Genomic DNA, 12,273 nt, shown 5'->3' on the forward strand with positions numbered 1-12,273 from the left:
CCACAATCTCCGCGGAGGTGTCAAGACACGACCGCCTCCACCTGGGGCGACACCTAGAATGACCAGATGCCTACCTCGCGAGATCCCGAAGCCCGCAGAACCAGGGCACGTGAGGAGTTCGTCGACGCGACGTTCAGGGTCATCGACGCGCACGGACCGAACCCGAGCATGAACGACATCGCGCGGGAGGCAGGTGCCACGAAGCCGAGGCTGTACCGGCAGTTCGCGGACAAGGCAGATCTGTACAGCGCCGTGGCACAGCGCATGGCCGATGAGGTCTACACGCTCGCCGTATCCGACTTCAACTTCCTGCTCGACGCACCGGTGTCCGCGCTACGACATGCGATCTCCGGTTACGCGGATGTGGTGGGGCGCCACCCCAACGTCTTCCGGTTCCTCGCCCAGTCCAGATCCACTCCCGAAGACCCTGCGATCGCTCCGCCCCTCGACATCGGGCGTGATATCGCGACACGCTTCGCCACCGTCGCCAAGACGATTCTCGATTCGGTCGACGCCGACACCTCGGGAATCGAATACGCGTGCCGCGCCGCCGTCGGGGCTCTCCTGGCCGCAACCGACCTCTGGCTGGACGACACGGAACTCGACGCAGGCGACTTCGTCGACCAACTCACGACCCTGGTCTGGGGACTGCTCGACGCATTCCTGCAGCGCAAGGAAATCGACCTCGACGGCGACGTGCCGATCTTCATGACCCTGGCAAAGCTCAAGGCAGGAGCGCAGCCGGCGGAGTGACCTGATCAGGCAGGAGCGCAGCCGGCGGAGTGACCCGATCAGGCAGGAGCGCAGCCGGCGGAGTGACCCGATCGGGCAGGAGCGCAGCCGGCGGAGTGACCCGATCGGGCAGGAGCGCAGCCGGCGGAGTGACCCGCCGTCAGGCTCGGATTTTGCGCACCACGTAGGTCAGGGCGGCGAGGAGGCCGAGCAGAAGGACGGAGGGCCAGACGGGCGGGTCTCCGCCGAGGATGCCTGCGACTGCGGCGATGAAGGCCATCAGTGCGAAGAAGCCGAGGATGCCGGCGAGGATCTGCAGGTGATCCTGAGCGGTCATGATTTCACGCCGCCTGCGGTGAGTCCGGAGATGATGCGGCGCTGGAAGATCAGCACCATGACGACGAGTGGGATGGCGACGATGGTTCCCGCTGCCATGATCGCCGCATACGGCACGACGTGTGGGTCGTTGCCGGAGAAGCGTGCGATGGCCACGGTGACGGGTTCGGTTTTGTCGCTGGAGAGCTGGCTGGCGAGCAGGTACTCGTTGACTGCGGCGATGAACGCGAGGATTGCGGTGGTGAAGAGTGCCGGCGCGGCCAACGGAAGCATCACCAGGCGGAATGCCTGGAACCGCCCGGCGCCGTCGATGCGGGCGGCTTCTTCCAGTTCCCAGGGCAGTTCGGCGAAGAATGCCGTCAGTGTGTAGATGGTCAGGGGCAGCACGAAGGAGATGTTGGGGATGATCATCGCCTGGTAGCTGCCGATCCATCCGATGTTCGTGAAGAACTGGAACAGCGGTGTCACCAGAGCGACGACGGGGAACATCGATGCTCCCAGGACGATGCCGACGACGATGTACTTGAATCGAAAGTCGATGCGGGACAGCGCGTATGCGCAGAAGATTCCGATCACCAGCGCGATGAACGTGGTGACGCCGCCGATGATCAGGCTGTTGGCGACTGCACGGAGGAAGTTGTTTCCGTTGCTCGTGGACAGAGCGTTGCTGAAGTTCTCCGTGGTCACGTGCGTCGGCCAGGGTGTGGTGTCGAACGTGTACCGCGGGTCGCGGAACGCAGTGACAGCCATCCAGTAGAACGGCGCGAGCCCCCATACGAGGATGATCACGACGCCGAGGTAGATACGGGCGGTCTTCATCGGATCGTGCCTTTTCTTTGGTTCTCCTGTGTGGCAACCGCGTTCGCGCCGAGGAATTTCACGAGCACGAAGGCGACGATGAAGATCATGACGAACGAGATGGTCGACAGGGACGCCGCTGCGTTGAACCCTTGCCGGATCTGCTCGACCACGAGAATCGAGATGGTCCGCGTCGCCGGGTTGCCCTCGGTGAGGATGGCGGGCAGGTCGTACATCCGGAGCGCGTCCATCGTGCGGAAGAGAATGGCCACCATCAGCGCGGGCTTGACGAGCGGAAGTGTGATCTTGGTGAACCGTTGCCACGCGGACGCCCCGTCGACGCGCGCTGCCTCGTACACATCGGACGGAATCATCTGCAGGCCTGCGAGAATCAGCAGTGCCATGAACGGTGTCGTCTTCCAGACGTCGGCGATGATGACCGCGAACCTTGCCGGCCACGCGTCTCCCGTCCACAGGATCTGTGTGCCGAGAAGCTTGTTGGCGATTCCGTCGTAGCTGAAGATGAAGTACCAGAGCTTGGCGGTCACCGCCGTCGGGATCGCCCACGGGATCAGAATGGCGGCACGCAGCAAGGCACGGCCGGCGAACGTCTTGCCCATGATGACGGCCATCGCGAATCCGATGACCACCTCGATGGACACCGTCACGACGGTGAAGAACGCCGTGTTGCCGACCGCACCCCAGAACTGCGAGCCCAGGGTGCCCGGTGGGCACGGGACGAGCGTGCCCGACGCCGACGTGCACTGCTGCAGGATCCAGTGTGTGTAGTTGGAGAATCCGGCGCTACCGCCCTTGACGAACATTCCCGTCGCGGGATCGAGACCGGCGTCCTTCTGGAAGGACATGACGACGGCACGAATTACCGGATAGGCGATGACGATTGCGAGAATCAACAGAGTCGGGGCGATGAGCAACCAGGCGCGCCCGGCACTCAGCCCGAATCGTCTCTTCTTGTCGGTGCGCACATGCCGTCCTGATGGAGTCACTCCGCTGGCTGCGCTCCCGCCGCGGCCGGAGGATGATCCCCCGGCCGCGTCGACGTTTACAGCCCCACTGGGTTCACCAGTAGGTAGAGCCATGAAATTCTCCTGAAATCGAAAGCCGAAGGCTTAGTTAGCGCCTGCGGACTCGATGCCGGCCTGGATGTCGGCGATAGCCTGGTCGACCTGCTTCTCACCCTTGATCGCGGCGGCGGTGTTGTCCTGGATGGCCTTCGACACTGCCGGGTAGAACGGCGTGACGGGACGCGGGACCGCGTTCTCGATCGATTCCTTCAGGGCCGGGAGGTACGGCATCTCGGCGATGAGGGCCGGGTCGTCGTACAGCGATGCAAGTACGGGAGGCAGTGCGCCCTCGGCGATGATGCGCTGAGCCTGCTCACCCTGGAGGAAGCGAAGGAAGTCGGCGGCCGTGGCCTTGTTCTGCGAGAACGCGCTGATCGCTGCGTTGTATCCGCCGAGGGTGGAGGTTCCGACGCCGGTGACGCCGGGAAGTGGCGCGACACCGTACTTTCCGGCGACTGCGGAGCCTTCCTTGGCTGCTGTGCCGTAGACGTACGGCCAGTTACGCAGGTAGAGCGCCTTGCCGTCCTCGAATGCCTGCTGGCTCTCGGGCTCCTTGAACGTGGTGTCCTGGGCGGGGATGACGTTGTTCTGGAACGCCGTCACGAGTGCCTGCAGGCCTGCCTTGGCTTCGGGGGAGTCGACGGTCGGGGTCTTGCCGTCCTCGGCGACGAACGATCCGCCGTGGGCGTTGATGATCTCCGACGCGTTGACCGTCAGGCCCTCGTAGGACGCGAACTGTCCTGCGTAGCAGTCGATGTTGTTCTCCACGGCGACGGTGCAGCTGGCCGTCAGCTCGTCCCAGGTGGTGGGGGCTGCGGGCACGAGGTCGGTGCGGTAGAACAGCAGACCGCCGTTGGTGTTCTTCGGGGCCGCGTACTGGGTGCCGTTGTACGTCGCGCTGTCCACCGTCGACGGGAGGATTCCGGCGTTGTCGAGGGCGAACTCGCCCTCGAGCGGCACGAGCCAGCCCTTCGCCGCGAACTCGGCCGTCCAGATGACGTCGAGAGCCATCACGTCGTAGTCGCTCTGCTCGGCCTGAAGGTGCTGGACCAGGTCGTCGTGTGCCTGGTCGGCGTCGTTGGACTGTTCCTTGAAGGTGACCTGCTCGTCCGGGTTGGCCGCGTTCCACTCTTCGATGATCTGACGGACGACACCGGTTTCGGTGGTGTCCTTGCCTTCGACGTAGGTGATGGGTCCGCGGCCGTCGGTGTTCTCGGATGCGGAATCACTGGATCCGCTGTCGCTGGAACATGCGGTGAGCGTCAGCAGCGAGGCTGCTGTTGCGAGCACCGCCACCTTCGAGATCAAAGACGCCATGAGTTCTCTCCACTTGCTTCGTACACGGTGGTGTGTGTGGGAGGCGGCACAGTGAATGTGCGAATGTGCTCCCCCCGACGCACATGTCGATAGGAACTTATACACATTTCGGTCGCCGCGGGCCATTACCGGCGTTGCTGAATCGGTCAACCCTCACGCGACGGGTCTGTCGGTGAGTGGTTGTAGCCTCGCCCAGGTGACTTCGGACAAGATGCTGACCAGAATCGGTGGGCTTCTCCGCCAGGCGGAGTCGACGGACAACCCGCACGAGGCGGAAGCGTTCATGGAGGCCGCACAGCGTCTCGCGACGTCGACGTCGATCGATCTGGCCGTGGCCCGCTCGCACAGCGCTTCGCGCGAGAAGCAGGCGACGCCGACGCAGCGCGTCGTCCCCATCGGAGAGGCAGGCAAACGCGGTCTGAAGACGTTCGTCCAGTTGTTCGTCTCGATCGCTGCGGCCAACGACGTGACGTGCGACGTCGCACGGTCGTCGACGCAGGTGTTCGCCTACGGTTTCGCGTCGGACATCGACACCACCGAGGCGCTGTATTCGAGCCTCCTCGTCCAGATGGTGCGGGCGTCGGACGCCTACATCAAATCGGGCGAGTACAAGAACGAGACTGCGGTACGCACGGTGGTGGAAAAGATCGGTCGCCGACGCTACAAGCGCCAGGAGACGGTCGTCGTCGCTGCGGTCACGGCGCGGTTGAACTTTCAGACTGCCTTCGCCACGCGGGTGGGCAAGCGCCTCGCCGCGGTGAAGAAGGAGGCGGAATCGAAGGCAGTGTCCGAGGAGAAACCGGACGCGGGCACGGCTCTTGTCCTGCGGAACAAGGAGGTCGAGCTGAAGGATTACTACTCGTCGAACTCCACCGCGCGCGGCACCTGGCGGAGCCGAAGCGCGGGTGCGGGGTACTCGCACGGCGCCAGTCGCGCGGGGGACAGGGCGGGCCGCACTGCGCGGCTCGGGGGTGAAACCGAGATCGGCCGCGGTTCGAAGCAGCTCGGGCGGTAATCTGACCTCATCGTGACGTGGCGTAGGCAGACGGACAGCCGTGAATTCTCACCCGGCGAGCGCCTACGCATCCTGGTCGCCCGCTTCCTCGGGGTAGGTTTCGTCGGATATTTCTTCGTGTCGCTGTCCGGAATTGCGGAGGGCGCTGGCATTCTCGCGTCGTGGTGGACGCCGCTGGCCGTGGTGCTGATCTTCGGTCCCGGTGTCGGACTGCTGGTCGCGGCGCTGGCTCGTCCCCGCCGTATCGGTCCAGCGGCAGGTTCGGCGGCCGTCGGAATTCTGATCGCCGCCTGCCTGTGGTTCCTCGCGTGGAACGGGGATGTGCTGCACGGTTCTGCACGGGGCACGTGGATGTCGGCGTTCGCGGGTATGGCTGGTCTGTGCGCGACACTCGCGTGGAAGCCGTGGATCGCGTTCGCCGTCCAGTTCGTCGCAACCTCGACCATCGCCACCGTCGACCAGGTCGGGTTGTTCGGCAACCGCGCATCACAGTCCGACATCGTCTATGCCGCGGTGTGGTCGTTCGGGTTGTCGGCGCTGTTGACCGCCGCGGTGATCATGGCGCTGCGGAGCGGATCGATACTGGATTCCACCAAGCAATCTCTCGATCGCAGTGCTGCGATAGCCGCTGCCGCGCAGGCGCGCGAACGCGAGAAAGCGCGGTTCGATTCGCTGATCCACGACCAGGTGCTGAGCACTCTGCTGGCGACGGATCGCGCCGATCCCGGTGGCAGGCTCGTGACCGACGCGAGGTCTGCTTTGGCCGAGCTGGACCGCGTCGTCGACGATTCCAGCCGAGACGCGACGGTGTCGGCCGACGGCATATTCGCGCAACTGTCCACGTTGGGAGCCGACCACGGTGTCGCCGTCGGAGCAACCGTCGACGACGGTCGCTCTCAATACCCGGGAGCTGTGGCGTCCGCGGTGGTGGGCGCCTCGGCAGAGGCCGTACGCAACAGCGTCGTGCACGCGGGCCACGCCGCGCAGTGCCGTATCGCCGTCGAGCTACGTCCCGGCCTCGTCCGTGTGACCGTCGAGGACGACGGTGTCGGATTCGACACCGCTACAACAGGGTCCGGCCGTCTCGGCATCGACGTCAGCATCGTCGGCCGGATGGCGCAGCTCGACGGCGGATGGTCTCGTATCCGCAGCGAGCCGGGTGCGGGCACGACGGTGATCGTCGAGTGGGCGGCGGTATGAGCTCGCTGCGGGGTGACGCGTCGACGATCATCGGAATGCAGTCACGGGGCTCTTACGCCGTCACCGCGTCGGTCGTGACTGCGGCTGCGGTCGCGATTCTGGGCCCCGGCGGCGACGGTGTCGCCGAGAAGTGCCTGGTGATAGCGCTTCTCGCGGTCGGCGCTGCGCTCCTCGTCGCCGTTCCAGGCGATCCGTTTCCGAAGTGGGCCTCAGTGACCGTCGCAGCGGTGCCGGCCGCGCAGTTCGTTGCACTGATCCGCGTCGTGGACACGGGGGCGACTCAGTCCCAGGCGGTGACCACCACGGTCGGGGGAGGGGCGGCGCTCTGCGCGTTCCTCTGTGTACGGGGGAGGATTCGCTGGGCGTGGGCAGGCCAACTGGCCGCGTTCGCGGTGTACTGGACCGCTGCCCCTGACTTCGCCGGTGCAGCATCGACTTTCGTCACGGGTGCCGGGGTCATGATCATGGCGACGTTCTTCGCTTTCGCCGTCCGGCCGGCAGCAGCGTCGATCTACTCGCTCCGCCGAGAACGCGCTGCGACGTTCGCCGAGCGCGCCGCCGTGAGCGCGGCCGAACAGGAACGTGAGCACCAACTACACCGGCTCGACGACTTGGTTCGCCCTGTCCTGAGGCGCATCGCCGACAACCCACTGGACGACGCCGCCCGCACCGAGGCGCTGCTGGTGGAAGCCACCCTGCGGGACAGCATTCGCGCCCGCGCACTGGACGTGCCGGTGGTGGTGGCCGCAGCGCGAGCCGCCCGCGAGCGGGGCGTCACCGTGCAGTTGCTCGACGACGGTGGCCTGACCGACCAACCTCGTCGGGTCGCTGACGAGGTACGCCGCGCGGTGGCGCGCAGTTTGGACGGTGCGGACGCAGGGACCGTCACCGTGCGCATCCACCCGGCGGGGCGGACGGCACTGGCGACGATCGTGGTGACCGACGGCGACGACGTTGTTCGTACGGAACTCCCTACGTGAGTGGGGTCAGCTGAGCCGGACCCCGGCCTCGGAGCCGTCGAACACGTGCGCATGCGCCTCGTCGAATCGGATGCCGACCACGTCACCTTTCTGCGGGGGATCACGCCAGTCCGCGCGGGCGACGATCGTCTGGGTTGTGCCGTTGATGTCGGCCCGACCGAAGACGAAGGCCTCGGAACCGAGTTCTTCGACGACGTCGACCTCCAACTTCAGCCCGTCGGACACGATGTCGACGTGCTCGGGGCGAATGCCGAACACCACTTCGCTACCGGTCGAGCCGGCGAGCGTGCCCCGCGACACCGGGATGATCTGGTCACCGATCCGCACGCCACCGTCGGTGACGGGTACGCGGAACAAGTTCATCGACGGCGAGCCCATGAATCCGGCGACGAAGACGTTGGTCGGCGTGCGGTACAACTCGCGGGGTGATGCGCACTGCTGCAACACACCACCTTTGAGCACCGCCACCCGGTCGCCCATGGTCATCGCCTCGACCTGATCGTGGGTGACGTAGACGGTGGTCGTCGCGAGCCTGCGCTGCAGCTGAGCGATCTGCGTGCGCGTCTGCACTCGAAGTTTTGCGTCGAGGTTGGACAGCGGTTCGTCCATCAGGAACACCTGTGGTTGACGAACGATGGCCCGCCCCATGGCAACTCGCTGTCGCTGACCACCGGACAGCGCTTTGGGCTTGCGGTCGAGGTACGCCTCCAGGTCGAGAAGCTTGGCCGCCTCGAGGACGCGATTGCGGATCTCGTCCTTGCTCGCCTTCGCGAGCTTGAGGGCGAAGCCCATGTTCTCGGCGACGGACATGTGCGGGTACAGCGCGTAGTTCTGGAACACCATCGCGATGTCGCGATCCTTGGGCTCGGCGTGGGTGACATCCTTGCCGCCGATGAGGATGCGGCCGCTGTTCACCTCCTCCAGACCGGCGAGCATGCGCAGCGACGTGGACTTACCGCAGCCCGACGGGCCGACGAGGACAAGGAATTCGCCGTCGGCGATCTCCAGGTCCAACGCATCCACCGCGGGGGTGTCGGAGCCGGGAAAAAGCCTGGTGGCACGGTCGAACGTGATCGAAGCCATGAAAAACAGATCCCTCCACCGGCAGGAACGTGCCGGACGATCCGAGTGTTGGGTGCCGACGGATGCCGACGACGAATGGTAACCGCACCCGTCGGCTACGTTCCGAAAACCGGCCAGCCGATCTCGGTTCGCCATCGACTCGGGTCGGCAGTGTCGCGTGGTCCGACGTGATAGATCTCGTGCACCGGCCCGGCGATCGCGAGGCCGTTCGATTCGACGTACACCCCGAGCGCACCGTAGGTGACATCGATGTCGTCGTGGCTGCCGTGGTGCACCGTCGTCGCCAGCTCCGTTCCGCCGATCGTCAGCGGTTGCACCCGTCCCAGCCGGGGTGCATCGGTCGTGGGCAGGTACACCGTCATCGTTCCGCGGCCGTCGGTGAACAGGTCGTTGTTGTACAACCCGCCAGGACTGCCGACGGGGGAGACCACCGCGTCGAGCTCGGCCATGGCGTCGGAATACCACTCGAGCATGGTCGACGAGTCCACCTCGCCGGATATCGCCGCGACCGTGACCTTTTCGGTGACGAGACGCGTGACCTCCACGGAAGCCCCGGTCGGTTGGAGGAGTCTCTTCATCGCGCTGATCGACGACTCCGCTTCCTTCACCTGACGTTCGAGCCGTTCCAGATGCCCCAGAATCAGCCCGGCCCGCTGCGTCGGGTCCGGGGTGGTGACGATCGCCCGCACCTCGCGCTCCGGCATGTCGAAACTGCGAAACCGGCGGATGATCTGAGCCGTGGGCACCTGCGCCGTCGTGTAATAGCGATAACCGGAGTGGGCGTCGACCTCAGCGGGTTCGAGCATGCCGGATTCGTGATAGCGACGAAGCGTCTTCACCGACAGATGGGTGATGCGGGAGAACTCACCGATGGTGAGCAGGCCGTTCATGCCCACATCCTGCCTGGGGTTGACTCTCCCGGTGGGGGAGGGTGGAGCGTGTCCGTCATGACATTCATCGACAGGTATTTCGAACTCGCCGCCGATTCCGATCTGGAGGCGTACTTTGCTCAGTTCCGTCCCGACGCCGTTGTCGAGGACGAGGGCCGGGAGCACCACGGCATCGACGAGATTCGCGCGTGGCGGACCGAGGTTCCCGACGTCACCTATCGTCCCGGGACGCCGTCGGTGTCCGGTGACGGTCATGACGTGAAGGCGGAGATCGCAGGTGATTTCCCGGGCAGTCCCGTCACTTTGCGGTTCCATCTCGAGCTGGACGACGCCGAGAAGATTCGAGTTCTTCGCATTCGGCCGTAGGTCCGGCGTCATTGCGGGTCGAAGATGTCCTCGATTCGGCATCGGAAGACCGCGGCAAGCTGGAATGCGACGGGCAGGCTCGGGTCGTAGCGTTCCTTCTCGATCGAGATGACGGTGAGCCGTGTGACGCCGATGCGGTCGGCGAGATCTGCTTGGGACCAGCCGAGTTGGAGTCGTCGTCGTCGAACGTCGTTCTTCATCTCACGCGAGGGTTCGTCGGCGCTCGATCGCGTAGCGTGTCGTGCACGATGCGAGGGCGACGAGCAGCAGCCCGATCAACAGTGTCGCTGCCGGGACATCGATTCGACCGATGGACACTGCCGCGAGGCCGAGGCCGATCACGATGATCAGATCGGTAGCTGTTCCACTCAATGCTGCACTGAGCCAAGTGGATTCGACGTCACCCGCGGACGGTCCCCGTTTCGGAATCGTCACAGGCGCCACCCAGAACAACCATCCGAGTGCGCCACACGCCGGGAGCGCACACAGTCCGAAGACTATCGCGGACAGCCCCGGCGCGACCGGGGACAGGAGCCAGGCCGCTGCGGCGACGAGCAGGGCTGCAGCAAGCCCGGTCGATCCGGCGTAGAACCAACGACGGGTCATGTCCATCCTCCGATGTATAGGAAGCTATACGTATAGCGGACTATACATCGACGGGGCGCCTCCCGCGTCCTAGTATCCGTCCATGGCGTACGACGCGGAATTGGCGGATCGGATCCGCGAAGCACTCGTCGACGAGCCGTCCGTCGTGGAGAAGAAAATGTTCGGCGGACTGCAGTTCATGGTCCGCGGCAAGATCGCCGTCGGTGCCCACTTCGACGGCGAACTGCTCGTCAAAACCGATCCCGCGCAGACGGAAGAACTGATTTCTCGACGGGGCGCACGAGCCGCGGTCATGGGAGATCGCGACATGGGCAACGGCTGGATCACCGTCGACTCCGACGGTGTGGCCGGTGACAGTCTGGACTACTGGATCGGCGTTGCCCTGGAGTACAACGAGCGCACCCGCCCGCAGAGGTGAATCCTCCGGAACCGGGCGTGAACGGTCGGTGGGCGGCATTATGATCGCGCCGGTGAAGACGAGGGACTCGCAGCGTTCCAAGGTGTACGAGGCGGAGACGATGGTCCGGCGCATGTTCGATCGCGCCGAGGAACACACTGTGCGGTCCGTGGAGATCCACGGCTCCACCATCACGCTGCCGGTGGAGCGGAAGTTCGCGTCGATCGAGTCCGTGCAGAGGTATGTCGATGCGGTTCTGGCGATGAACTGGGTGCAGGCCCGGTGGCCGCATGCGGACGGCGTCGTACATGTTCGTGAGCGGTCCGGCACCGGGGCGTCGCACTACGAACCAGACACTCAGACCATCGCCGTTCCGCTTCACCGCCGGAACGAGGCGTGGGCGCTGCGTGAACTGGTGGTCCTGCACGAGCTGGCGCATCACTTCGATCGCGCCGAGAACTCCTCGCACGGTGCAGAATTCGTGGATCTGTTCATCACTTTGGTCGGCGAGATCATCGGCCAGGAAGCCGGGTTCGTGCTGCGCGCGACGATGCTGGACTGCGGCGTCACCATCGGATAGCGCGCATACTGGAGGTCATGACTGTGAAAATCGGCGTTCAGCTTCAGCCCCAGCACGCTCCCGACTACCAGCTCATCCGCGACGCGGTTCTCCGTTCCGAGGACGCAGGCGTCGACATCGTCTTCAACTGGGACCACTTCTATCCGCTGTACGGCGACCTCGACGGCGAACATTTCGAGTGCTGGACCATGCTCGGCGCGTGGGCCGAGCAGACATCGAACGTGGAGATCGGCGCCCTCGTCACCGGCGGCGGCTACCGCAACCCGGACCTGCTCGCCGACATGGCTCGCACCGTCGACCACATCAGTGGAGGTCGGCTGATCCTCGGCATCGGCGCCGGATGGAATCAGAAGGATTACGACAACTTCGGTTACGAGTTCGGCACACCGGGCTCACGCCTGAAGCTCCTCGCCGAGTACCTGCCGCGCATCGTCGATCGTTTGAAGGTCGGCAACCCGGCGCCGAAGCGCGACATCCCCATCCTCATCGGCGGCGGCGGCGAGAAGAAGACCCTCAAGCTCGTCGCCCAGTACGCCCACATCTGGCACAGCTTCGCCGATCTCGACGAGTTGAAGCGCAAGTCCGGGATCCTCGCCGATCACGGCGACACCGTCGGGCGCGACGTCAGCTCGATCGCCAGGTCCGTCGCCTGGCCGGGCGCGGACAAGGCTCAGGGCTTCGTCGACGCCGGGGCCACGTTGTTCACCGTCGGAACCAGTGGTCCCGACTACGACCTGACCGAGCTGAAAGAGGCCATCGCCTGGCGGAATGCCGCGAACGACGGCTAGAGCCCTTCATCGACAATTTTGCCATTTCGGCAAAGCTAATTGCCGAACGCCCGCAGGTGGGGCATGTTGGTCTCATGACGGAAATGGATGTGTTCTCGGC

General features: G+C 65.0%; 16 protein-coding genes. 8 read left to right on the plus strand and 8 right to left on the minus strand.

Translation table 11 applies throughout. The features are described 5' to 3' along the window. Nucleotides 1–66: 66 nt before the first annotated feature. Entirely contained in the window at nucleotides 67–753 is a 687-nt protein-coding gene (locus CH290_RS22740) for a TetR/AcrR family transcriptional regulator (protein WP_020110447.1), read from the plus strand. A gap of 139 nt (nucleotides 754–892) precedes the next feature. On the opposite strand, the gene CH290_RS30350 is transcribed toward CH290_RS22740, so the two are convergent. From CH290_RS30350 to CH290_RS22760, 4 genes are read right to left on the minus strand one after another with little or no spacing between them, the layout of a single operon-like run. Further along, on the minus strand, nucleotides 893–1,069 hold the full coding sequence (locus CH290_RS30350) for a hypothetical protein (protein WP_020110448.1): 177 nt from the start codon (nucleotides 1,067–1,069) through the stop codon (nucleotides 893–895). Further along, on the minus strand, nucleotides 1,066–1,887 hold the full coding sequence (locus CH290_RS22750; protein WP_019665130.1) for a carbohydrate ABC transporter permease: 822 nt from the start codon (nucleotides 1,885–1,887) through the stop codon (nucleotides 1,066–1,068). Before CH290_RS22750 ends, CH290_RS30350 begins: the two co-directional genes overlap by 4 nt. Next, complete coding sequence (locus CH290_RS22755) at nucleotides 1,884–2,966, minus strand: carbohydrate ABC transporter permease (protein WP_170947518.1); 1,083 nt, start codon at nucleotides 2,964–2,966, stop codon at nucleotides 1,884–1,886. Before CH290_RS22755 ends, CH290_RS22750 begins: the two co-directional genes overlap by 4 nt. A gap of 30 nt (nucleotides 2,967–2,996) precedes the next feature. Further along, nucleotides 2,997–4,268: an ABC transporter substrate-binding protein gene (locus CH290_RS22760; RefSeq protein WP_019665128.1), complete on the minus strand. Its 1,272-nt coding sequence runs from the start codon at nucleotides 4,266–4,268 to the stop codon at nucleotides 2,997–2,999. A gap of 196 nt (nucleotides 4,269–4,464) precedes the next feature. On the opposite strand from CH290_RS22760, the gene CH290_RS22765 reads away from it, so the two are divergent. From CH290_RS22765 to CH290_RS22775, 3 genes are read left to right on the plus strand one after another with little or no spacing between them, the layout of a single operon-like run. Beyond that, nucleotides 4,465–5,283 (plus strand): DUF2786 domain-containing protein, encoded by an 819-nt coding sequence (locus CH290_RS22765; RefSeq protein ID WP_020110451.1) that lies wholly within the window; start codon nucleotides 4,465–4,467, stop codon nucleotides 5,281–5,283. Nucleotides 5,284–5,295: 12 nt separating this feature from the next. Next, complete coding sequence (locus CH290_RS22770) at nucleotides 5,296–6,483, plus strand: sensor histidine kinase (RefSeq protein ID WP_094620681.1); 1,188 nt, start codon at nucleotides 5,296–5,298, stop codon at nucleotides 6,481–6,483. Then, complete coding sequence (locus CH290_RS22775; RefSeq protein WP_020110453.1) at nucleotides 6,480–7,463, plus strand: DUF8320 family protein; 984 nt, start codon at nucleotides 6,480–6,482, stop codon at nucleotides 7,461–7,463. The genes CH290_RS22770 and CH290_RS22775 overlap by 4 nt, the downstream gene beginning before the upstream one ends. Before the next feature lie 6 nt (nucleotides 7,464–7,469). Here the strand turns inward: CH290_RS22775 and CH290_RS22780 are convergent, their stop codons facing one another. Continuing rightward, a complete protein-coding gene (locus CH290_RS22780; protein ID WP_026347797.1) occupies nucleotides 7,470–8,546 on the minus strand; it encodes an ABC transporter ATP-binding protein in 1,077 nt (358 codons plus the stop codon). Between the two features lie 95 nt (nucleotides 8,547–8,641). Next, nucleotides 8,642–9,436 carry a MerR family transcriptional regulator gene (locus tag CH290_RS22785; RefSeq protein WP_033189487.1) on the minus strand — a complete coding sequence of 265 codons (795 nt, stop codon included), beginning with the start codon at nucleotides 9,434–9,436 and terminating at the stop codon, nucleotides 8,642–8,644. Nucleotides 9,437–9,493: 57 nt separating this feature from the next. On the opposite strand from CH290_RS22785, the gene CH290_RS22790 reads away from it, so the two are divergent. Beyond that, on the plus strand, nucleotides 9,494–9,802 hold the full coding sequence (locus CH290_RS22790; RefSeq protein WP_033189577.1) for a nuclear transport factor 2 family protein: 309 nt from the start codon (nucleotides 9,494–9,496) through the stop codon (nucleotides 9,800–9,802). Between the two features lie 8 nt (nucleotides 9,803–9,810). Here CH290_RS22790 and CH290_RS22795 read toward each other — a convergent pair whose 3' ends face one another. Continuing rightward, nucleotides 9,811–10,002: a helix-turn-helix transcriptional regulator gene (locus tag CH290_RS22795; RefSeq protein ID WP_033189486.1), complete on the minus strand. Its 192-nt coding sequence runs from the start codon at nucleotides 10,000–10,002 to the stop codon at nucleotides 9,811–9,813. A gap of 1 nt (nucleotide 10,003) precedes the next feature. Then, complete coding sequence (locus tag CH290_RS22800; RefSeq protein ID WP_230594127.1) at nucleotides 10,004–10,408, minus strand: hypothetical protein; 405 nt, start codon at nucleotides 10,406–10,408, stop codon at nucleotides 10,004–10,006. An 82-nt stretch (nucleotides 10,409–10,490) separates the two neighbouring features. Between CH290_RS22800 and CH290_RS22805 the strand changes: the two genes are divergently transcribed. From CH290_RS22805 to CH290_RS22815, 3 genes are read left to right on the plus strand one after another with little or no spacing between them, the layout of a single operon-like run. Beyond that, on the plus strand, nucleotides 10,491–10,826 hold the full coding sequence (locus tag CH290_RS22805) for a TfoX/Sxy family protein (RefSeq protein WP_033189484.1): 336 nt from the start codon (nucleotides 10,491–10,493) through the stop codon (nucleotides 10,824–10,826). A 40-nt stretch (nucleotides 10,827–10,866) separates the two neighbouring features. Next, on the plus strand, nucleotides 10,867–11,385 hold the full coding sequence (locus CH290_RS22810; RefSeq protein WP_019665118.1) for a TIGR04338 family metallohydrolase: 519 nt from the start codon (nucleotides 10,867–10,869) through the stop codon (nucleotides 11,383–11,385). 17 nt (nucleotides 11,386–11,402) lie between these two features. Beyond that, nucleotides 11,403–12,173: an LLM class F420-dependent oxidoreductase gene (locus CH290_RS22815; RefSeq protein ID WP_019665117.1), complete on the plus strand. Its 771-nt coding sequence runs from the start codon at nucleotides 11,403–11,405 to the stop codon at nucleotides 12,171–12,173. Nucleotides 12,174–12,273 lie beyond the last annotated feature (100 nt).

It is taken from the genome of Rhodococcus sp. 06-156-4 (genome assembly GCF_002259345.1).
In the GTDB taxonomy this organism is placed as follows: domain Bacteria; phylum Actinomycetota; class Actinomycetes; order Mycobacteriales; family Mycobacteriaceae; genus Rhodococcoides; species Rhodococcoides fascians_E.